This is a genomic window from Streptomyces lydicamycinicus (genome assembly GCF_000829715.2).
GTDB lineage: Bacteria > Actinomycetota > Actinomycetes > Streptomycetales > Streptomycetaceae > Streptomyces > Streptomyces lydicamycinicus.
On record NZ_BBNO01000005.1, the window covers coordinates 275704 to 298299 of the forward strand.

The following is a 22596-nucleotide window of genomic DNA, read 5'->3' on the forward strand; positions in this document are numbered from 1 at the left end:
TCCGCCGTGCCCGGTGGGGCTCAGCCCCGGCGGCCCAGGAAGACCGGGTTGGTCATTGCCGCCATGGGGCCCGGCAGGCCCGGTGTCGTTGCGGGGTGGCGGACCTCCGCGCGTATGTAGGCGGCGTGATCCGGGGTGGTCTGCCAGCTGACGGTGCCGTCGCCGGAGGGTGGCAGCGCGGTGGAGTACAGCCGCCCCTGGTCGGTGACGAAGGAGACCGTGCTGCCGGGGGTGCCGGAGACCGTCAGCCGGGCGGTGACCTTCGCCGTACGGGAGACCGCCAGCCGCTCGCCGATTCCGGCGTGTTCACCCCGCTCACCGGTGACGGAGAACGCCAGGCCGACCTTCGACGACTCGGCGATCCAGACCCGTCCGGCCCGGATGCCGTCCTGAAGCGCCCGGCGCGAGAGATCGTCGGCGAGCACCACGGTCTGCGGCAGGCCGACGACATCGGGATCGCGATGGGCGTCGCTGTGGCCGACGGCCGGCACCCAGTCCGCGCGGCCCTGGGTGTGGGCGACCAGGGTGTTGTCCCACTCGGCGAGGGTGACCTCGTCATCGGGGGTGTACGGCCCGTTCCAGACCTCCACCGCATCGGCTTCGTTCAGCCCGAACTTCCAGTTGCAGCCGATGCAGGTGGCGTGCGGATGCGCCGGGATGACCAGGCCGCCGGCCCGCCGGATGGCACGCGCGTACTTCCCGAAGGCGTTGTCGCGGGCCCGGTAGCGCCAGTCGATGAAGACCTCGGGGTCGGTGCCCATCGCGACCACGTGCCCATTGCGGGTGGTGACCTCCTCGCCGGTCAGGATCAGCAGGTCGTCGCCCCACAGACCGTCCCAGGCACGGTGCGCGGAGGTGGTGTTGTGCTCGGAGGTGTTGATGAAGTCCAGCCCGGCGGCGCGGGCCAGCGCGGCGATCTCGGCGGGGGTGCGTTTGCCGTCGGAGTGGACGGAGTGCAGATGGCTGTCGCCGCGGTACCAGGCGCGGCCCCGGCCCCGGGCGCGCTCGGGCGGATGGACGGGCGCCGGGGTGTGCCCCTGGGGGCCGTACTTCAGGGTGATCGTGATGTCGTAGGACAGGCCCTGCGGTGCGACCGTGTACGGGCCGAGGGCGATATGCCAGATGCCGGGGTTGACGGGGCCCGGGAGATAGCCGGGGGTGGCCTCGTCGGCGCGCAGGAAGAACTCCGTACGCGCCCCTCCCGACCAGCCGCGGAAGCCGGCGCCGCCGAGGTCGGTGCCCCGTTCGTCGAAGATGCCGATGTCGCAGGCGTTGCCGGCCGTGCCCTCCGGGACGGTGGGTTTGTCGTAGCGGTAGGCCACGGCGATTTCGCGCACCCCGCGCGGCACTTCGACCGGCAGATATACGAAGTCGGGTGCGCCCGTGGGCAGATGGCCGGTGACCCGCCGGGTCTGCTCGCCCGGCCCGCCGCCGGACCGCCCGCCCGCGGACGCCGCGTCGGCGAAGCTCACACGTCCGAGCGTAAGCGCGCCCGTCGCGCCCGCAACCGCCGAAAGTCTCAGAACGTCGCGTCGTTCCATCCCCGCCCCCGCGTCATGTCGTGTCGGATGAGTGCCGCGTCGCGGCCGCTCGTCGCACCGCGTGAAAACTGTTGTACGCGGGTGTGACACCGAGCGAAAGGGCTGTGGATAACCGTCGGGCGGTGAGGCAACATGCGGTCACGCACACGCCCGACGCGGAGGTGTTCCCAGCATGCGGATCGCGACCACGATCTTCCTGACCGACGAGACGATCCGGCCGGACCGGCTGGGCCGCGAGCTGGAACAGCGCGGCTTCGCCGGCCTCTATCTCCCGGAGCACACCCATATCCCGGCCAGCCGGGACACCCCCGCCCCCATGGGCGAGCCGCTGCCCCGCGAGTACGGCCGCACCCTCGACCCGTTCATCGCGCTCGGCCAGGCCGCCGCGGTCACCGAGCGGCTCGCCCTCGGCACCGGCATCACCCTGGTCGCCCAGCACGACCCGGTCGACCTCGCCAAGCAGATCGCGACCCTCGACTTCCTCTCCGGCGGCCGCTTCACCCTGGGCATCGGCTACGGCTGGAACGTCGAAGAGGCCGCCGACCACGGTGTCGAGTGGTCGACCCGGCGGGAGCTGACCCGGGACCGGGTGGCGCTGATGCGCGCCCTGTGGGCCGCGGAACCGACCGCGTACAAGGGCGCATTCGGGTCCGTGCGGGCGTCCTTCGCGCACCCCAAGCCGGCCCACGGCGCGCCGCGCATCCTCCTCGGCGGCGGGGCCGGGCCCAAGCTCTTCGGGCAGATCGCCGCGTACGCGGACGGGTGGCTGCCGATCGGCGGACGGGGGCTGACCGAGACCCTTCCGGTACTACGGCAGGCGTGGTCGGACGCCGGGCGCACGGGTGAACCGGTGGTGGTCCCGTACGCGGTCCACCCGTCACCGGGGAAGCTGGCGCACTACCGCGAGCTGGGACTGCAAGAGGTGGTCCTGCAATTGCCGCCGGCCGGGGAGGCGGAGGTACTGCGGACGCTCGATGACTTCGCGCAGTTCTTGTGACGTACGGCAGCGTGCCGTACCGGATGCGTGACGGCGGCGCACGGGCCGCCGGAGGGCTTGGTGGCGGGCGACCGGGCCGGACGCGCCCTAGGACCAGCGGTGTACGGCCCTCGCCTCCGGGATCGGTCCCGGAGGCCGATTCGCGCCCGCCCCGTCCAGTCGTAGCGTCGAAGGTGAGGTCCGTTGAACCACCCGCATTCAACGGTCCAAGGAGAACGGTCCACGGCCCCGGAAGAGCCACGGTCCGGACGATCCCGCAGATCAGGGGACCACGCCGATCACGGGACCACAGAGATCAAGGAGACCCCATGCCTCGCCTCGACCACACGATCGTGCACAGCACCGACCGTTTCGCCTCCGCCCGGTTCCTGGCCGGTCTGCTCGGTGCGCCCGAGCCCAAGGCGTTCGGCCCCTTCGCCGCCCTCAAGCTGGACAACGGGGTGGCCCTCGACTACGCCGAGCATGTCGCAGGCGGCGAATTCGTCCCGACGCATTATGCGTTCCTGGTGACCGAGGAGGAGTTCGACGGGATCTTCGGCCGCATACAGGAGCGCGGACTCTCCTACTGGGCCGACCCCATGCACACCAAGCCTCAGGAGATCAACCACCACGACGGCGGCCGCGGTGTCTACATCCTTGACCCCGACGGCCACAACATGGAGTTCTTGACCAGGACGTACTCCGACGAGCTGCTGGCAAGCATGTAAGCGTGCGGTGCGCCGCCGGCGGGAAGTGCCCTCTCCCTGCCCTGACGGAACCTCCGTCCGCAGTGATCAGCGGCACATCAACGGCCTCTTCTCCGGCGGCGGGGCTGTCGGTGGGCGCTCGTATGCTCGGAGGATGACTTCCAGCGCGCAGGTACCCGAGCAGGCATCCGACCGAGGGACCGACCGCGAAACGAACGCCCCCGCCGCCGCGGGCCGCCCCACGGCGAACGCGATGCGCCGCGCGCTCAAGCGGGCCCGCGACGGTGTCGCGCTGGACGCCGGCGAGGCCGCGGTGCTGCTTCAGGCGCGCGGCGAGGACCTCAGGGACCTGTGCGCCTCGGCGGCCCGGGTGCGGGACGCCGGCCTGGAGGCCGCGGGCCGCCCGGGGGTCATCACCTACTCGCGCGGTGTCTTCATCCCTCTGACGCGCCTGTGCCGGGACAAGTGCCACTACTGCACCTTCGTCACCGTCCCCGGCAAACTGCGCCGGGACGGCCACGGGATGTTCATGTCGCCCGACGAGGTACTGGACATCGCCCGCCGAGGCGCCGAAATGGGCTGCAAGGAAGCCCTGTTCACCCTCGGGGACAAGCCGGAGGACCGCTGGCCCGAGGCCCGCGAATGGCTGGAGGCGCACGGCTACGACGACACGCTCTCGTACGTCCGCGCCATGGCCATCCGTGTCCTGGAGGAGACCGGCCTGCTGCCGCACCTCAACCCCGGGGTGCTGTCCTGGACGGACTTCCAGCGGCTCAAGCCCGTCGCCCCCTCCTTGGGAATGATGCTGGAGACGACCGCCGAGCGGCTGTGGAGCGAGCCCGGCGGTCCCCACTACGGATCGCCCGACAAGGAACCGGCCGTCCGGCTGCGTGTCCTGGAGGACGCCGGCCGCTCCAACGTCCCCTTCACCACCGGGCTGCTCATCGGCATCGGCGAGACATACGAGGAGCGCGCCGAGTCCCTGTTCGCGCTGCGCCGTATCCAGCGCGCCTACCACGGCATCCAGGAACTGATCATGCAGAACTTCCGTGCCAAGCCGGACACGGCGATGCGCGGAATGCCGGACGCCGAACTGGAGGAACTGGCCGCGACGATCGCGGTGGCCCGGCACATCATGGGCCCCTCGACCCGTATCCAGGCACCGCCCAACCTGGTCGACGGCGAATACCAGCTGCTCATCGACGCCGGGATCGACGACTGGGGCGGCGTCTCCCCGCTGACCCGCGACCATGTGAACCCCGAGCGCCCCTGGCCGCAGATCGACGAGCTGACCGAGCGCTGCGCCGCGGCAGGCTTCGAGCTGCGGGAACGGCTCCCCATCTACCCGGAGTTCCTCCAGCGCGGTGAGCCCTGGCTCGACCCCCGCCTGCTGCCGCATGTCCGCGCCCTCGCCGACCCGGAGACGGGTCTGGCCATCGAGGACGCCCCCGTGGTGGGCCGCCCCTGGCAGGAGCCCGACGAGGGCTTCACGATGAGCTCCTCGGGCCGTACGGACCTGCACCACACCATCGACACCGAAGGCCGCACCGCCGACCGCCGCGACGACTTCGACGAGGTCTACGGCGACTGGGAGGCACTGCGCGAGGCCGCGGCCCCCGGGATGGCACCGGAGCGCATCGACTCCGACGTACGCCAGGCCCTGGCGCAGGCCGCCGACGACCCCACCCGGCTCACCGACGCGCAGGCCCTGGCGCTGCTGCACGCCGACGGGCCGGCCCTGGACACGCTCTGCACCGTCGCCGACGAGCTGCGCCGCGACACCGTGGGTGACGACGTCACCTACATCGTCACCAGGAACATCAACTTCACCAACGTCTGCTACACCGGTTGCCGCTTCTGCGCGTTCGCCCAGCGCCGCACGGACGCCGACGCCTACACCCTCTCCCTCTCCCAGGTCGCCGACCGCGCCCAACAGGCCTGGGACGTGGGCGCGGTGGAGGTCTGCATGCAGGGCGGCATCCACCCCGACCTGCCCGGCACCGCCTACTTCGACATCGCGCGCGCCGTCAAGGAACGCGTCCCCGGCATGCATGTGCACGCCTTCTCGCCCATGGAGGTCGTCAACGGTGCGACACGCACCGGGCTGTCCGTCCGCGAGTGGCTCAGCGAGGCCAAGGCCGCCGGTCTGGACAGCATCCCCGGCACCGCCGCCGAGATCCTGGATGACGAGGTCCGCTGGATCCTCACCAAGGGCAAGCTGCCCACCGCCACCTGGGTCGAGGTCATCAAGACCGCTCATGAGCTGGGCATCCGCTCCTCCTCGACGATGATGTACGGCCATGTCGACCAGCCCCGCCACTGGCTGGGCCACCTCCGCCTGCTCGCCGAAATCCAGCAGGAGACCGGCGGCTTCACGGAGTTCGTCACCCTCCCCTTCATCCACACCAACGCCCCCGTCTACCTCGCCGGTATCGCCCGCCCCGGCCCCACCACCCGTGACAACCGCGCGGTGACGGCCATGGCCAGGGTGCTGCTGCACCCGCATATCACCAACATCCAGACCAGCTGGGTCAAGCTCGGCGCGGACGGTGCCGCCGAGATGCTGCGCTCCGGCGCCAACGATCTGGGCGGCACCCTGATGGAGGAGACCATCTCCCGGATGGCGGGTTCGAGTTACGGCTCGTACCGCTCCATCCAGGACCTCATCGCCATCGCCGACCGGGCCGGCCGCCCGGCCCGCCCCCGCACCACGACCTACGCCCCGGTCACCGAGGAACGCCAGGCCGCCGCCCTCGCGTCGGACGGACATCTGCCGGAGCTGCTGCCGGTCGTGGAGTAGCCGGTGGGGGCCGGAATCCGCGGTTATCCACAGCCCGCTTCGCGCCCCGCCGCCGGCGGCTAATCTGCGGGAGCAGGGCAGAAAAGCCGGCACCGCGGCAATCGCCGGGGCGGAGGGGGTGGAATCGATGGCACGCAGCAGGCTCTCGCGGCAGGAGCTGATCCGGCTCCGGCGGCGGGAGGGGTTTGTCGGGCGGCGCGGCGAGATCGCCGCGTTCCGGGACAACTTCGCCCGCGCGGTGGAGGATCCGGCGCACCAGTTCCTCTTCCATGTGCACGGCCAGGCGGGCGTCGGCAAGACATCACTGGTCCGGCAGTTCGAGGAGACCGCGCGCGAGCAGGGCGCGCCGACCGCGTATGTCGACGAGACGGTGCACGACGTCCCCGAGGCGATGGCGGCCATCAGCGGTCAACTCGCCGCGCAGGGCCACCCCTTGAAGGTCTTCGACAAGCTGCTCACCACCTACCGGGAGCGGCGCCACGAGGCCGAAGCGGCGGCTGTCGCCGCGGAGGCAGCGCCCGGCCCGGCGGACCAGGACGACCCCCAGGGGGCCGCGCCCTCGCCCGGCAGCATGATCGCCGCCCAGGCCGGGCTGGCCGGCCTGGGGCTGTTACCCGGCGTCGGCGCCCTCACCGGAGGGCTGGACGCCCGCCAGGTGGCGCGCGGCGCCGACCGGCTGCGCGGTCTGCTCAGCGCCCGGCTGCGCAGCCATGACGAGGTGCAGCTGGTGATGGCGCCGCTGGAGGTCCTGACGCCCGTCTTCGTGCGTGAAGTGAGCGCCGTCGCGGACGAGTCGCCCTCGGTGGCGCTCTTCTTCGACACCTATGAGCGGACGGGCCCGCTGCTCGACATCTGGCTGCGTGACGTCCTGGTCAGCGATCGCTACGGCCCGCTGGCGCCCAACGTGGTGGTGACGCTGGCCGGCCGGACCGCCCTGGACCGCCGGTGCTGGGCCGACTGCCTGGACTGCGTGACGGATCTGCCGCTGGATGCCTTCACCGAGGACGAGGCACGCCAGTTCCTGGCGACCAGGGACATCACCGACGAGCGCGTCGTCGAGGTGATCCTGCGGCTGTCCGGCGGCCTTCCGGTGCTGGTCTCCACCCTCGCCGAGAACCGCCCGCGCGCCGTCGAGGCCGTCGACGACCCCAGTGACACCGCCGTCGAGCGCTTTCTGAAATGGGAGACGGACCCGGTGCGCCGGGAAGCCGCATTGGCGGCCGCCCTGCCGCGCCATGTGGACGAGGACATCTTCCGGGCCGCGGTGGACCCGGCCGCCGCCGAACAGTTCGGCTGGCTGTGCGGGCTCCCGTTCGTCACCGACCGGGCCGGGCGATGGCAGTACCACGAGGTGGTGCGGACGGCGATGCTGCGCCTCCAGCGCCGTAGATCACCGCAGACCTGGACGGTCCGGCACCGCCAACTCGCCGAGGCCGCCCGGCGCCACCGCACGGACCACACGCCCCACGCGAACCCCGCGGACTCCTGGTCACACGAACGCCAACTGGACCACCGGCTGCGGGAGATCTACCACTCCCTCTGTGCGGACCCGCAGGCGTCCCTCACCCCGGCGCTGTCCGACACCCTGGACGCCGCCGAACACGCGCCGGCCGCCGTGCGCAGAGTCGTGGAGACCATCCGCCAGGCCGGTGAGGACGCCGGCGCCCCGGAGGTCGGCGACTGGGGCGACCGCCTGATCACCGCGCTCACCGAGGACGGCGGCGGGCTGATCGCGATGCTCACCGCGCTGCTCGGTCACCCGGGCCTCGATGTGCAGGGGCAGGCCCGTATCCACCGCGTCCGGGGCCGCGAACACCGCAAGGCCGAGGCCTGGCAACAGGCGTTCGCCGACTTCGACCGCTGCCTGGAACTCGACCCGCACAACGCCTCCGCCCTGCTCGGCCGCGGTCTGACCCACCGCTATATGCGCTGCTTCGAGCGCGCCGCCGAGGACTACACCCGTGCCCTGGAGATCACCCCGGACTCCCTGGAAGCCGCCTCCCAACTCGGCGAGGCCCATCGCCTCCAGGGCAGCTACGAGCAGGCCATCACCGAGTTCGACCGGGCCCTGGCCCAGCACCCCCGCCACGCCTTCAGCATCGCCAGCCGCGCCGTCTGTCTGCGCCGCCTCGGCCGCCACGAGGAAGCGCTGACGGGCCTGGAGCGCGCCATCGAGATCAACGCGAACTACGCCTGGGCAATGGCCGAACGGGGCGCCACCTACCGCGACACGGGACAGTACGAGCTGGCCCTGGCCGAGTTCGACCGCGCCCTCGCCGTCAATCCCGCCTACGTCTGGGCCCACGCCCGCCGTGGGATCACCCTGCGGGTGATGGGTCGCCACGACGAAGCCCTCGACGCCCTCGGGCGCGCGGCCGAACTCCAGCCGAACGACCCCTGGGTATGGGCGGAGCGCTGCCACACCTGCCTGGAGAGCGGGCGGCATGAGCAAGCGCTCCTGGAGGCCGACCGGTCCCTCGCCGTCGACCCCGACTACGCCTGGGCCCACCGCGCCCGCGCTACCGCACTGCACGCCCTGGACCGCCACGACGAGGCACTGGCCGCCCTTGACCGATCCCTGGAACTCCACGCGGACGACGCCAGGGTGTGGGGCTTGCGGGGCGCGGTGCGCGGCCACCTGGGCCGCTACGAACAGGCCCTCACGGACCTCGACCGGTCGATCGCCCTGGACCCCGGGGACGGCCACACCCATTGGCAACGCGCCCTGGCGCTGACGGCTCTGGGCCGCATCGAGGAAGCCCGCTCCGCCCTCTCCACCGCCGTACGCCTCACCCCCGATTCGAGCCGGTTCACAGCCACCCGCGGGACGATCAACCTGCTCACCGGCCGACTGACCGAAGCGCTCACGGACTTCGACCGAGCCCTCGAACTCGGTGACGCCCCCACCCACACCCTCGCCCGCCGCGGCAAGACCCACCTCCTACGAGGCGATACTCCCCGCGCCCTCGCCGACTTCAACCGCGCCCTTGCCGACACCGGCCCGTCCGCCACCGCCACCCTCCTGTCCCTCAAGGCCGGCTGCCTCCGCCGGACCGGCCACCTGGACGCGGCACGCGAGGCGATCGAGGCCGCCCGGGAGGCGATGCATGCCGGCTCGGGCGACGACTCGGACGCCGGCCTGGTTGTTCGATACGAGGCGTCGCTGCTTGCCGCCATGCGTGGCGGTGGGCTGGCGAGAGGGGCCGGCACCACGAGCGCGGCTGTGTCAGGGGCCGCGGCCGCGGCTGCGTCAGGGGCCGGGGCCACGTCTGGGGCCGTGGTTGCCAACGAACGCGGGCGGCACATCACCCCCAACCCCGACCGGGCCGCCCCTCTGCACGGCAGCAACGCCCCCTCCGCCCCAACCCCACTCCTGGAGACGGCTCTCATATCGCCGGAGTCCGTCGCCGTCCTGGTTCGATGTGCTCTAGGCGACTGGTCGGGTGCCGAGGCCCTCATAGCGGAACTGTTGGACGGCGGCTCCTGGGAGGCCGTTGCCGAGACCGAACTGGGGCTGCGGGATCTCGTGCGCCTGCCGGGCGCGGATACCGAGCGGCTGGAGGCGATACGCAGCGGGCTGATACGCCACTTGCGGGTGGCAGCTGGCGCCCCGGAGTGACGGCGCCCCGGGGTGACGGCGCCCCGGAGTGACAGCGGCCCGGGCGCACGGTCAGCCGCAGGTGATCAGACGCCCCCGGGGGATCGCTACCACCCCTGGCGTCCACTGAGCCGGACCCGACCCGGGACCTATCACCGTCCGGGACCTGCCACCGCCCGGGGCCGCGCCACCGCCCGGGACCGCGCCACCGACCCGAACCCTGCCACCATCCCCGCCCATGCCACCCACCAAGACAGCTCAGCGTCCGCGGCCATGGCCCCCGGTGCTCAATCCCCCACTCCGCCCTCGTACTCCGCCTCGTGCTGAAGGATGCACTGCTGCCACTGCGACAGGGCCTCCTCGCGGTCCCCTCCGCTGTCCTGGGCGGCGACGATCAGGGCGTCGGCGGCCATGGCGGCGAGCCGTACGGCGATATGGCACACATCGCTCTGGGGGAGCGGCCGAAGGAGTTCCACCGCGCCGTCGCTGTCTCCGGAGAGCGCGGAGGCGACGACAGCCATGGTGGTGCGATCCCACTCGTACTCGGACATGGGGAGAGCATGCCCAACGGGCGCCGCCGCCATCATCGAACGGATGCCCGCCCAGGCGGGGGCGCGAGGGGAAGGCGAGACGGGGGTGGCGCCGGACATCCAGTGGGACGAGGGCGGGAAGGAGGACGAGGGCGAGGGCGAGGACGAAGACGAGGAGAAGGGCGGGGACGGGCACGACTGCGCGCCCGAACCGATGGGGGGACCGACCGAGGGCCCCCGGGACGAAGGCGTCGGTCGAGGCCCGGCGGCCCGGTGCGGTGGCACGCTCCGTGTGGCCGGGAGCGGCCGGGTGAGGTCGGTCGGCCCCGGCCCCCAGGGCGGGTCCCACGTCCGGATGACCGGTGCTGCCTCAGCCCAGTTGACGGATCGGGCTGCCCGCCAGGAAGGCCGTGATGTCTTCGACCGCTTGTGGGAAGTAGCCCTCGTAATTGCGGCGGGTGACATAGCCGAGGTGGGGGAGGGCCAGCACGTTCGGGAGGGTGCGCAGTGGGTGATCGTCGGGCAGCGGCTCGTGGTCGAAGACGTCCAGGCCGGCGCCGGCGATCCAGTTCTCGCGCAGCGCCCGGAGCAGCGCGGGCTGGTCGACGATGGCGGCGCGCGAGGTGTTGACGAGGCAGCCGGTGGGCCGCATACGGCGGAGTTCGCCGGGGCCGAGCAGGCCGCGGGTGCGCTCGCCGAGGACGAGGTGGACGGAGACGAAATCGCTGGTCTCCAGGAGCTCTACCTTGTCGGCGGCGGCGTGTACGCCCGTCTCCGCGGCCCGTTCGGCGGTCAGATTCGGGCTCCACGCGGTCACGTTCATACCGAAAGCCTGGCCGATCCGTGCGACCCGGGTGCCGATCTTGCCCAGGCCGAGCAGCCCGAGCGTACGGCCGTGCAGATCGGCGCCAAGGGTGCTCTGCCAGGGCCCGCCGGTGCGCATCGCCGCGCTCTCGGTGGTGATGTTGCGGGCGAGCCCGAGGATCAGCGCCCAGGTCAGTTCGACGGGCGGCTCGGTGTTGCTGGACGTACCGCAGACGGTGACGCCGTGCCGGGCGGCGGCCGCCAGATCGATGGCGGCATTGCGCATTCCGGAGGTGATCAGCAGCCGGAGGCGCGGCAGCCGGGCCAGCAGCGAGGCCGGGAACGGGGTGCGCTCACGCATCGCCACGACGATCTCGCAGTCGCCGATCGCCGCGACCACCTCGTCCTCGGAGCGTAAGGGCTGCCGCAGCGTGCGGACGTCCACGGCATCGGCCAGCACGGACCAGTCGGCCATGGAGAGGGCCACACCCTGGTAGTCGTCGAGTACGGCGCAGCGCGGAGTCATGGGGGATCTCCCTAGAGGGTGGGTGGTGGATGGCCGGACGGTGGTCAGGGGGAAGGAGGGGATGGTGACGATCAGGGAGGGGTGCCCCCGCCCGACCCCGCACCCGCCACCCGACCCCGCACCCACCACCCCACCCCGGACCCACCACCCGACCCCGAATCCACCACCCGACCCCGCACCCATCGGACGCTACCGGCCAAAAGCCTCCTTACGAATGACTATTCGCAATAACCTCCTGGCCAAAAATTGATCATTCTCGGTCGATTACAGTGCTGCGCCAGGGGCCCCGCAGGGCCCCGGGACGTAGTGAGCTTCAGGAGGGCGCAGTGAGCGAGCGCAGCGAGCGTGCCGTTCAGAGGTGTGCGCCGCGCGAATGCGAGGCCGAGCGGAGCGAGGTTTCGGCATGAGCGCAGTGGGCGGCGGCGCCATCTGGGGGCGCGCGGAGCAGCAGGATTTCCGCAGCCGGGTACGCGGCTGTCTGCTCGGCGGCGCCATCGGCGATGCGCTCGGTGCCGGTATCGAATTCGACTCGCTCGACGCGATCCGTAAGGCGCACGGCCAAGAGGGCGTGACCGATCTGGTCCCCGCCTACGGGCGGCGCGGCGCGGTCACCGATGACACCCAGATGACGCTGTTCACCGTCGACGGCCTGATCCGGGCCCAGGTACGCCGCGACACCGGCGCCTGGCATCCGCCCACCGACGTCCACCGCGCCTATCTGCGCTGGTCCGCCACCCAGCGCGACTGGGGACCGGACGAGCGCAGGAAGGACGACGGCTGGCTCGCCCGCGAGGAGTGGTTGTACTCCCGGCGGGCGCCGGGCCGGGCGTGTCTGAGCGGTCTCGGCGACGAGGTGATGGGCACGCTCGACAGCCCCAAGAACCCGGACTCGAAGGGCTGCGGCGCGGTGATGCGCTCCGCGCCGTTCGGGCTGCTGGTCGGCTGGGAGCCACAGCTGGTCTTCCAGCTGGCCGTCGAGTGCGCGGCGCAGACGCACGGCCACCCCACCGGCTATCTGGCGGCCGGCGCGTTCGCGGTGATCAGCCATTCGCTGGCCCGTGGTGAGGACCTCGACAGCGCCGTACAGAAGGCGCTGGCCCATCTGGCCACCCGCCCCGGCCACGAGGAGACCACCGACGCCCTCAAGCGGGCGCTCGGCGCCGTACGGCAGGGCATGCCGACGCCCGCCCGGGTCGAGTCCCTGGGCGAGGGCTGGACGGCCGAGGAGGCGCTGTCGATCGGCGTGTACTGCGCACTGGTCGCCGAGGACATCCGGCACGGCCTCCTGCTGGCCGTCAACCACGGCGGGGACAGCGATTCCACCGGCGCGATCTGCGGCAATCTGCTGGGCACCCTGCACGGCGAGACGGCACTGCCGCCGGTCTGGCTGGTCGAGCTGGAGGGCCGGGACACGATCCTTCAGCTGGCCGACGACTTCTCGATGGAGATGACGCAGGGCGCCGCGCTGCACGGCCCGGGCGGATCGTCGCCGGGCTGGCTCGCCCGTTACCCGCGCGCGTAGGGCGGCCGCAAAGGCAGAGGCTCAGGGGCCGCCCCGGCGACGTCGAGGCACCCCCGCGACGTCGAGGCGCCCCCGCCCCGCCTACCGCATCAACTCCCCCGCATTGACCAGCAGCGACTGCCCCGTGATGGCGCGCGCCCGGTCGGAGGCCAGGAAGACCACGGTCTCGGCCACGTCCGCGTCCGTCGCCAACTCGGGCAGCGCCATCCGTTCGGTGAGCCGGGCCAGCACCTCGGACTCCGGGACGCCTTCGCGCTGCGCCTGGATGCGTACGTACGCCTCCACCGGCGGGCCCCACATCCACCCGGGCTGCACGGTGTTGACCCGTATGCGGTCCGGCCCCAGCTCGCGCGCCAGTGAGTACATCGCAGAGACCAGCCCGCCCTTGGACGCCGCATACGCCGCCTGCTGGACCTGTGACGGCGCGGCGACCGACGACTGGGTGCCGATCAGCACCACCGAGCCGCCGCCGCGCGCCGTGAGCGACGGCAGACAGGCGCGGGTCATCCGCAGCGTGCCGAAGAGATTGACGTCCACGACGCGGTGCCAGGAGTCGAAGTCGGCATCCCGCAGGCCCCCGAACAGCGAGTCCAGGGCGGCGACATGGACCACCGCGTCGATCCCGCCGAACCGCTCCACGGCCAGCGCGGCCAGCGCCGCGCACTGCGCCTCGTCGCCGATATCCGTCACCCGCCAGGCCGTACGTGCGCCCGAAGCGTCCAGCTGCGCCGCCGACTTGGCGAGAGTCGCCTCCGTACGGGCCCCCAGCACCACCGAGGCGCCCTCCCGTACACAGGCCGCCGCGACCTGATGGCCGAGCCCGGCGCCTACGCCCGAGATGACGACGGTCTTGTTCCGCAGCAGCATGTGTGCCTCCCGGCCGGGCCGCCCAGCTGACTCCTGATGGAGCGTCAGATTAGGCCCGGCACCCCGGGAAGACCAGAGCCGTTCGCCAAGACGGAGCCGCGCAGGGGCAGTCGGCCCCAGGGGTTGTCTTCCCCTAGGGCACTTCGTCATCAGGGGACGCCACTGGGCCCGCGGACGCCCCCGGCGCTCAGCCGCGCCGCCGCGCCCCCTCCAGCGCCTTCCTGAGCCGGCCGAGCCCCTCGCGGATCTCCTCCGGGGAGTGCGTCACGAACGACAGCCGGACGGCCGTGGCGTCCGGCGGCCCGGCGAAGAACGGCGCGCCGGGCACGTACGCGACGTCATGCCGCACCACCTCGGGCAGCAGCGCCGTCGCGTCATACCCCGCCGGCAGCGTCGCCCACACGAACATGCCGCCCGCCGGCCGGTTCCACCGCGAGCCCTCGGGCAGCGCCGCGGCCAGCCCGTCGACCAGCGCGTTCCGCCGCTCACGGTAGGCGTCGCGCACCCGCAGCAGATGCGCGTCCAGGTCCGCGACCGCCAAGTACCGGGCCGCCGCGGCCTGGTCGACGGTGGAGGTGTGCAGATCGGCGGCCTGCTTGGCGATGACACACGCGCGCCGCAGCGCGGCCGGCGCGCGCAGCGACCCCAGCCGCAGACCGGGCGCCATCACCTTGGAGAACGAGCCGAGCAGCGCCGTACGGTCCTCGGCCCCGGGGAACGACGCGATCCACGGCACCGGCTCGCCCTCGAAACGCAGCTCACCGTACGGGTCGTCCTCGGCGATCCACAGCCCGCGCCGGGCGGCGACCTCGGCGACCGCGGCCCGGCGCTCGGCGGACAGCGTGCGGCCGGTCGGGTTCTGGAAGGTCGGCACGACATAGAGGAGCTTGGGCCGCTCCCGCGCGGTGATCTCGTCCAGCGCGACCGGGTCCAGCCCCTCGTCGTCGGTCGGCACCGGCACCACCCGGGCACCGGCGAGGGAGAAGATCTGTAGCGCCGCGAGGTAACAGGGGTCCTCGACCAGCACCACGTCCCCCGGCTCCAACAGGGCGCCGGCCAGCAGCGTCAGTCCCTGCTGCGAGCCGGTGGTCACCAGCAGGTCGTCGGCGTCGGTGGCCAGCCCACGCGCGGTGGTGCGCGCCGCGACGGCCGCCCGCAGTGCCGGACTGCCCTCGCTGGTGGAGTACTGAAGCGCCCGCAGCGGATCCTCCGCCAGCACATGCTGAAACGCGGCCGCCAGCCCCTCCGCATCGAACAGCTCGGGCGCGGGCAGCCCACCCGCGAACGAGATGACCTCCGGCCGGGCGGTGAGCGCCAGGATGTCCCGCACCGGCGAACTCCCGGTCCGCGCCGCCCGGGCAGCAAGCCCGGGAACGGGGGCAACAGCGTGGCCAAGTATCGCGTCCGCCATGACGACTCCCATCGCTCGTGTTCTGCGCGCAACCACCGCCGGCCACAGATGCCCGGCAGCTTAAGCGTCCGGGGGGCGGGGCGCAGGGGTGACCGGATGATGAGCCGGGGCGGGCGGGGACACGGGGGCGGATGCGGACGGGGGCTGCGGGGCCGGGGCTGCGTCTGGGCAGGGGCGGTCCCGCGCGCGCGATGCCTGACGATTTCGCGCACCACCCCTCCCCACCTGACGGCTCGTCAGCTACACCTGTCTGTCATGACCGCAGACAGCGAACGAGCGCCAGAGGTCGCCACCGCCGCAGCCGCCGGCACCGGGCCCGCCGCCTATGCCGAGCTGGCCGCCGTCGGCCCCTACGGTGTGCACCCCGGACATGCGCTGATCACCATGGTCGAACCGCACCCCGGCCATGAATACGCCTACAACCGCTGGTACGAGGACGACCACTACATCGCGGGCGCGATGGCGATGCCGTGGATCTTCGCCGGCCGCCGCTGGGTCGCCACCCGCGAGCTGCAACTGCTGCGCCGCCCCGAGAAGTCCGCCGTCGCCCGGCCGGTCACGGCGGGCTGTTATCTCTCCACGTACTGGATCACCGCGGGCCGCTACGACGAGCACATGAAGTGGACCGTCGGCATCAACAAGCGCCTCAACCGGGACGGCCGGGTCTACCAGGACCGTACCCATGTCTTCACGGCCTTCCAGGACCACCTGGCGACGGTGTACCGGGACGGTGCGGCGGGCCCCCGCGACTTCCACGCACTGGACCACCCGTACGCCGGGCTGGTGTTGGAGGTGATCGACACGGACGGCCCGGAACGGCGGGACCAGCTGCTGGAGTGGCTCTGCGCCCGGCATCTGCCGCGGCGGCTGGCGGGTTCCCCGGCCGCGATGGTCACGGTCTTCCGCCCGACGCCGCTGCCGGGGGACCGGATGTCGTATGTGCGGCAGGTCGAGGGCGTCGACACCCGGCTGACCCTGCTGTGGTTCCTCCAGCAGGACCCGCGCGAAGGCTGGCCGGAGCAGTTCGCCGGCCTGGAGGAGGAGGTCGCGGAGTCGGGGCTGGGGCGGGTGGAGCTGGTGGCGCCATTTCTGCCGACCGTGCCCGGGACGGACCGCTATGTGTCCGAGCTGCGCTGACGGACGTCGCCGGCGGTCGTACACGGACGGCCGCCGGCCCGCCGGAACGGGGAGCCCGGGCATGGCCGAGCCCCCTCGGCCGGGACGGCGATCCAGTCGAGAGGGCTCACAACTGCGAATTGCGGACGGTGACGGCTCAGATCACGCCGCGTCGAACGCGCCACCGGCGACGTCCGACACGAAGTGGCGCCAGGAGGAGTTGTCGAAGGTGAGGCGCGGACCCTCGGGGTCCTTGGAGTCGCGCACCGCGATGGCTGCGGCGGTCGGCACGGCGATTTCCACGCAAGCGCCGTTGCCACCGGAGTACGAGGACTTGATCCAGGAGAATGCGGAATTGGGCTGCACGGCCATGATCACTCCAGCTCACTCTGAGTTACCGGGGATTCGGTACTGACGACGCTACGCGCCAACATCACCAGCCGCAGAGGCCGTTCACCCGTACGAAGGGCATATTTCTTGATCTCTTTTCACGGGAGCGACGGCAGGTGTACCGTGCGATCCCATTCACCGGAATCCTGGATTCCGCGCCATTGACTTCCTGGGGGATGTCATCCCATGGCGTCCGCATGCGATTTCGCCGCAGCGGCGATGAACTCCCTGCTGTGCTCCGCGCTCAACGCCTGCGCACGCAAATGCTCGTACATGATCGTGTATTTGTGCACATCGTTGGTCTTCTCCAGATAGAGGTCACTGGTGACGCCCTCGATGTACACCACGCTGGAATCGGCGGCGTCGTCGAATTCCAGGATGGAGAAGGTTCCCGACATTCCGGCATGCGCACCGGTGTCGTACGGCAGAACTTGCACCGTCACATGCGGCAATTGGCTCATCTCGACGAGATGGTCCAGTTGCTCGCGCATGATCAGATGGCTGCCGACCACCCGCCGCAGCGCACTCTCGTCCAGCACCACCCACAGCCGCAGCGGGCGCTCGGGATCGGTGACCCGCTCCTGGCGGCGCATCCGCACCTGGATGCGCTTCTCCAGGTGGTCGGACGCCAGCTCGGGGACCGTGCCGGGGATGACCGCCTCGGCGTAGCCGGGGGTCTGTAGCAGACCGGGCACGAGCAGGGACTCGTAAATCCGCAGCGAGGCCGCCTCGGTCTCCAGGCCGATGTAGACGCTGTAGGGGATGTCGCCGAAGGCGTGCCACCAACCCTGCTGACGCGAATCCTTGGCCATCTGCATCAGTGAATCCACAATGCGGTGGTCTTCGACCTCGTAGACCCCGCACAGATCGCGGACATCGCGCTGACTGATGCTGCGGCGGCCGTTTTCCAGTCTGCTGATCTTCGACTGGGAAACCAGCAGCCGCTCGGCCACCTCTTCCGCCGTCATGCCTTTGAGCTCACGGAGCCTTCGTAGCTCCTGGCCCAATCGGCGTCGCCTGACGGTGGGATTGACATTGGACGCCACGGGACGTGCACCTCCGGCTCCGTGCTGCTGTCGTTTTCTGTTCAGCAGACTGCCACTCCGGGGTGACGCCGCGCAGTGAAATGCACACAGAAGGCGAGCGAGCAGATGCGCGGGGTGGCGGGCCGGCCGTTTTCTGGAACGGTCGGTCCGTCACCCCGCGCCTGTTGCTGCGGCTCCCGTACGGGACTTTGGGGACGGGTGGTGCGGGTGATGCGTGGTACGAGTGCTGCGCTGGGTGGTGCGAGAGGTCGTACGGCGTTCTACGGCGTCAGCGGGCGCCTACCCGGGCCATCCGGCCGTGGCCGTGCCGCGACTGGACCGGCGCGCCGGCCGGGTCCGCCGTGGCCCGTGCCGCCGGCTGCCGGACCGGTCCCGCGGCGGCCGCCTGCTGCCTCCGGGGCTGTGCCGCGACACCGTTCTGCACATCCATGACGGCGTGTGCGACCAGCCCGCCCATCGGGTCGTGCCGGATCAGATCCCGGAGACGGGAGCGCGATGACCGCCCTTCGTTCCCTGGATACAGATGCTTGCCGAGGCCGACCGCATGGGCCAGCGCGGCGAGCGCCGCGGTCCGCGGGTCCGGGGGTACGCCGGTGCGGATCGCGTTGTCCAGCCGGGCCCTGATTTCCCGGCTGATGGCCGTCTCCGTCGCTTGGTAGCGCGTCGTCGGCAGCACCCCGCACATCTGTCCCGCCACGGCATGCACCATGCCGCACCGTTCGAGATGTGTGAGGTAGGTCTGGCGCAGCCCCAGTCGGGGCCCGCCGATCCAGTGGACCGCGCGCACCGGACTGCCGCGTCGGCGCAGCAGTTCGAGCGCGGAGTCCAGAGTTGGATCTCCTGTCGGCCGTGCCATCACCACGGCGATACGATCCCCGTCTGGGGCTATCCGTCCTGCCAGAGCCAGCTCTACTAGCTGTGCCCCGGCCAGGCCGAGGTCGAGCGACTGCGGCTGCGCTGTGGTGCCCGTTGTCGGGTCCAAAGCGAGCAGCAGAAGCTCCTCCGGAATTGTTCTGCGGCTCCTGCCCATCCATGCCTCCCCGCGTGGATGAATGACAGGGTGACCCCTCTCACATTCATCTGTCGAGAGTGCGTGGGGGGTTCGGTATGGAACCGGTAGGTATGTCGTTCTCGTCTTGCACGTCGGCGACATCTTTCTGAGGGGTGCGGCACCTACCGGTACGCGTGGCGGCGAGATGAGGCCACGTGGACACAGGACACTTGGGAACACTGGGCCAGGCAGCAGTGGGACGTATGAAGGAGACATCGGTGGCGGGCGAGTCCCCCGACAAGTCGGACAAGAAGCAGTCGTCGGGGAAGACGGCGCGGAACGAACGTGATCCGCGGCTGTCGGCCTTCCGCGGGAAGCCGGACGAATCGGCGAAGGAATCGGATGCCGGGAAGCATCCGAAGCCTGAGGAGGACGGGGCGGAGGCCGCGGCGGAGGCGGAGTCCCGGGTCGAGTCGGCGTCCGAGGGCGCGTCTGAGGGCGCGCCTGCGGAGCCTCAGGGGGCCGAGGAGGGCGGTGCGGGCACCGAGGGTGGCGACGCCCGTCTGCGCGCCGCTGTGGCCGCCTGGGTCGCGGGCACGGGCGATGAGGACGGCGAGAGCGGCGAGGATGCCGAGGGCGCCGAGGCGGGTGAGGGTGGCGACGGTGAGGCCGGCGCTGCTGCGGCGTCGGCGTCCGACGTGAAGGCTGAGGCAGAGGCGGAGTCGGCCGCTGGGTCGGGTGAGGCTTCGGGGGCTGGTGCTGGTGCCGCCGCAAAGCCGAAAGCGAAGTCTGGTGCAAAGGCCGATGCAAAGGCCGATGCGAAGCCCGGTGCGAAGCCGGGCGCGAAGTCTGAGGTACGGCCGTCGGTGAAGGCGGAGGCGAAGGCGGAGAAGGGCGCGGACGAGGGCGCCGATGAGGGTGCTGAGGCCGGGGCGACGGCGAAGGCCGGGTCCGGGTCCGGGGCCGGGGTGAAGTCTGCCGCGTCCGGGGCGGAGGGCGACGGCGACGCCGATTCCCGAGCTGACACCGACGCTGACACTGACGCCGATGCCGAGACGGATGCCGGTGGCGAGGCGGACGCCGGCGCCGATGCCGGCCGTGGTGGCTCCAAGGCCGGCGTGAAGTCGCAGCCCGAGGCGAAGACCCAGCCCAAGGGTAAGGGTGAGGCCCGGAGCGAGGGCGGCCCTGAGGGCAAGTCCGAGGCCGAGGGCAAGTCTGAGGGGCAGGCCAAGCCCGGCTCCGAGGGCAAGTCTGAGGGTCAGGCCAAGCCCGGCTCCGGGGGCAAGTCTGAGGGGCAGGCCAAGTCCGGCTCCGGGGGTAAGCCCGCCTCGTCTTCCAAGGCCAAGGTTGTCGATCAGCCGACCGCCGTGTTCAAGACCGTCGGGCCGCAGAAGGGCAAGCCCGGTGGGGCGGCCGGTGCGGCGAGTGAGGGCAACGGGGACGGCACGGGCGGCGAAGCGGCTGAGGCCGAGGAGTCGGCGGTCGATGAGGCGACGCGCGTCTTTGCGTTTGCGAAGTCAAAGAAGGGTGCCGAGGCGGAGGCCGTCGATCAGGCGACCACCGCGTTCAAGATCACCCCGCCCGCCAAGGACGGCGACGCGGCCAAGAGCAAGGCCAAGGACAAGCCCGAGAGCAAGGGCAAGGCCGACGCCAAGACCGACGCCAAGGACAAGAACGCCGAGGTCAAGAACGAGGCCAAGGCGGCGAAGGTCGCCGAGCGGGACTCGGAGCGGACCAGCCAGTTCGTGGCGCTGAAGTCGGCGGACGACGGCACGGCGGGCAAGTCGCTGGGCAAGACGGCGCCGAAGACGCCCGCCCGTACGCCTGACAAGGCCGCGGACAAGCCCGGGGACAAGGCCGTCGGCAAGCCCGCGGACAAGACGGCCGACAAGCCCGAGGGCAAGGTCGCGGAGAAGCCCGCCGGCAAGTCCGGTGCCAAGCCGGCCGGCAAGGCCACCGGCGCGCTGCCGGCCGCCGAGCCCGCCGGCTCCGCCAAGCCGGCCGCGGCGCCCAAGCCCGCGGACCGGCCGGGCGCCATGCCGCCCGCCACCACGGGCGCCACGGCCGCCCCGTCCGAGCTGCCCGAGGCCGAGCGCACCAAGCAGCAGCCGCTGCCGCCGCTCGACCTCCTGGCGCAGCTCACCAACACCCCGCCGCCGCCCGAGACCCCGCTGCGTACGGTCGTCCGCCGGTTCAAGATCTGGACCCCGCTCGCGGTGCTGCTGGCGATCATCTTCGTGGTCGTCCAGGCGGTCCGTCCGCTGCCTGCCCCCGAGCTCGCCGTCGGTACGTCGACCGGGTTCACCTTCGAGGGCGGCAAGCTCTCGATTCCGTGGCCCAACCAGGGCCAGGCCGCCGTCAAGGTCGTCGGCGTCGGAAACATGGGCACGTCCGGCGAGGCCAAGCCCGTACCGACCGCGAGCGTCGCCAAGGCGATGACCGCGTATGTGATCCTGCGTGACCACCCGCTCAAGAAGGGCGAGAAGGGCCAGACGATCACGATCGACGCGCAGGCCGAGGCGGACTCGCAGAAGCGGGACGAGTCGCGTGTGACGCTCAAGAAGGGGCAGACGTTCACGCAGTACCAGATGCTTCAGATGCTGATGATCCCCTCCGGCAACAACGCCGCGCGGCAGCTGGCGCGTTGGGACGCCGGGTCCGAGAAGGCCTTCGCGAAGAAGATGCAGGCCGCCGCCAAGGACCTGGGGATGACCAAGACGACCTACACCGACCCCAGCGGCCTGGACGCGTCGACCAAGAGCACCGCGGTCGACCAGCTCAAGCTCGCTGAAGAGGTCATGAAGAACGACGCCTTCCGCGAGGTCGTGCGCACCGAGAACGTCCAGATCCCGGGCCTGCCGGAGCGGATCTACAACAACAACACGCTGCTCACGACGATGGCGGGCAAGGTCGCCGGCATCAAGACGGGGTCGAGCACGCCGGCCGGCGGAACGTTCATGTGGGCCGGCTACCGCACCGTCGGCGACAAGGACCAGCTGCTGATCGGTGTGACGATGGATCAGCACGTCAGCGGCCCGGACCCGAACGGCTCCAGCTCGCTCCCGCTGGCTCTGAACAACACCTCGAAGGTGATCACGGGTGCCCGCGACGCGCTGACCTCGGCGACCGTGGTCAAGAAGGGCCAGGTCGTCGGCTATGTGGACGACGGGCTCGGCGGTGAGACGCCGGTCGTGGCGACCAAGAACCTGTCGGCGGTCGGCTGGGCCGGTATGAAGGCCAAGTTCTCCATGAGCGACGGCGGCAAGAGCATCCCGCACACGGCGAAGGCCGGCACCGAGGTGGGCGTGCTGACGGTCGGCGACGGCGAGAGCGCGCAGAAGGTGCCGGTGGCCCTGAAGCAGGACCTTGTCGAGCCGGGCTTCGGCGCGAAGCTGATCCGCATCGGCTGAGCAGGGGGCCGGGGGCCGGGGGCCGGGGGCGCTGGTTGGCTGAGGGGGAGTGCCCCAGGCCACCGGTCGTCCCCGGCCCTTCGGCCTTTCGGCCTTCGGCCTTTCGGCCTTCGGCCTTTCGGCCTTCGGCCTTTCGGCCTTCGGCCTTTCGGCCTTCGGCCTTTCGGCCTTCGGCCGATCGTCCGCCCGTCTCGTCGTTCGACCCCTCGCCCACCCCCTTGTTTGTCTCATCGATTGACTCATCTCGTCCGACCCCGTTCGTCTGAACCCCTTGGTCCGGCCCCGTTCGTCTGACCGTTCGTCTGTCCGTCCGTTCGTCTGTCCGTCCGTGACCGGAGCCCGTCATCGACGTAGCGCAAGC

The 22596-nt window shown here is 71.4% G+C and carries 15 protein-coding genes; 7 read left to right on the forward strand and 8 right to left on the reverse strand.

Annotated elements, in window-relative coordinates:
* Positions 1-20: 20 nt before the first annotated feature.
* Complete coding sequence (locus TU31_RS18960; protein WP_181018630.1) at positions 21-1541, reverse strand: CehA/McbA family metallohydrolase; 1521 nt, start codon at positions 1539-1541, stop codon at positions 21-23.
* Positions 1542-1713: 172 nt separating this feature from the next.
* Between TU31_RS18960 and TU31_RS18965 the strand changes: the two genes are divergently transcribed.
* The 4 genes from TU31_RS18965 to TU31_RS18980 all read left to right on the forward strand — a co-directional run bounded on the left by TU31_RS18965 (position 1714) and on the right by TU31_RS18980 (position 9643).
* Complete coding sequence (locus TU31_RS18965) at positions 1714-2538, forward strand: TIGR03619 family F420-dependent LLM class oxidoreductase (protein WP_042156101.1); 825 nt, start codon at positions 1714-1716, stop codon at positions 2536-2538.
* Positions 2539-2846: 308 nt separating this feature from the next.
* Complete coding sequence (locus tag TU31_RS18970) at positions 2847-3245, forward strand: VOC family protein (protein WP_042156103.1); 399 nt, start codon at positions 2847-2849, stop codon at positions 3243-3245.
* Positions 3246-3378: 133 nt separating this feature from the next.
* The gene (locus TU31_RS18975; RefSeq protein WP_078885850.1) at positions 3379-6024 is read left to right on the forward strand and encodes a bifunctional FO biosynthesis protein CofGH; all 2646 of its coding nucleotides are present in this window, start codon (positions 3379-3381) and stop codon (positions 6022-6024) included.
* A gap of 127 nt (positions 6025-6151) precedes the next feature.
* Positions 6152-9643, forward strand: coding sequence for a tetratricopeptide repeat protein (locus TU31_RS18980; RefSeq protein WP_052718981.1), 3492 nt, complete (start codon positions 6152-6154; stop codon positions 9641-9643).
* Between the two features lie 266 nt (positions 9644-9909).
* On the opposite strand, the gene TU31_RS18985 is transcribed toward TU31_RS18980, so the two are convergent.
* Both TU31_RS18985 and TU31_RS18990 read right to left on the reverse strand, forming a co-directional pair.
* Positions 9910-10173, reverse strand: coding sequence for a hypothetical protein (locus TU31_RS18985; RefSeq protein ID WP_018092249.1), 264 nt, complete (start codon positions 10171-10173; stop codon positions 9910-9912).
* A 349-nt stretch (positions 10174-10522) separates the two neighbouring features.
* On the reverse strand, positions 10523-11482 hold the full coding sequence (locus TU31_RS18990; protein WP_042156110.1) for a D-2-hydroxyacid dehydrogenase family protein: 960 nt from the start codon (positions 11480-11482) through the stop codon (positions 10523-10525).
* A 403-nt stretch (positions 11483-11885) separates the two neighbouring features.
* On the opposite strand from TU31_RS18990, the gene TU31_RS18995 reads away from it, so the two are divergent.
* On the forward strand, positions 11886-13004 hold the full coding sequence (locus TU31_RS18995) for an ADP-ribosylglycohydrolase family protein (protein ID WP_042156113.1): 1119 nt from the start codon (positions 11886-11888) through the stop codon (positions 13002-13004).
* An 81-nt stretch (positions 13005-13085) separates the two neighbouring features.
* Here the strand turns inward: TU31_RS18995 and TU31_RS19000 are convergent, their stop codons facing one another.
* Positions 13086-13871, reverse strand: coding sequence for an SDR family oxidoreductase (locus TU31_RS19000; RefSeq protein WP_042156115.1), 786 nt, complete (start codon positions 13869-13871; stop codon positions 13086-13088).
* A 187-nt stretch (positions 13872-14058) separates the two neighbouring features.
* Complete coding sequence (locus tag TU31_RS19005; RefSeq protein ID WP_042156636.1) at positions 14059-15282, reverse strand: aminotransferase-like domain-containing protein; 1224 nt, start codon at positions 15280-15282, stop codon at positions 14059-14061.
* A gap of 255 nt (positions 15283-15537) precedes the next feature.
* Between TU31_RS19005 and TU31_RS19010 the strand changes: the two genes are divergently transcribed.
* On the forward strand, positions 15538-16419 hold the full coding sequence (locus tag TU31_RS19010; protein WP_245698597.1) for a hypothetical protein: 882 nt from the start codon (positions 15538-15540) through the stop codon (positions 16417-16419).
* Positions 16420-16560: 141 nt separating this feature from the next.
* On the opposite strand, the gene TU31_RS19015 is transcribed toward TU31_RS19010, so the two are convergent.
* From TU31_RS19015 to TU31_RS19025, 3 genes are all read right to left on the reverse strand, one after another.
* Entirely contained in the window at positions 16561-16770 is a 210-nt protein-coding gene (locus TU31_RS19015) for a DUF397 domain-containing protein (protein ID WP_042156639.1), read from the reverse strand.
* A gap of 197 nt (positions 16771-16967) precedes the next feature.
* The gene (locus TU31_RS19020) at positions 16968-17834 is read right to left on the reverse strand and encodes a helix-turn-helix domain-containing protein (RefSeq protein WP_042156117.1); all 867 of its coding nucleotides are present in this window, start codon (positions 17832-17834) and stop codon (positions 16968-16970) included.
* Positions 17835-18102: 268 nt separating this feature from the next.
* Positions 18103-18864, reverse strand: a complete 762-nt coding sequence (locus TU31_RS19025) for a GOLPH3/VPS74 family protein (RefSeq protein ID WP_042156119.1) — start codon at positions 18862-18864, stop codon at positions 18103-18105.
* Between the two features lie 224 nt (positions 18865-19088).
* On the opposite strand from TU31_RS19025, the gene TU31_RS19030 reads away from it, so the two are divergent.
* Positions 19089-22235, forward strand: coding sequence for a D-alanyl-D-alanine carboxypeptidase (locus tag TU31_RS19030; RefSeq protein WP_245698598.1), 3147 nt, complete (start codon positions 19089-19091; stop codon positions 22233-22235).
* Positions 22236-22596 lie beyond the last annotated feature (361 nt).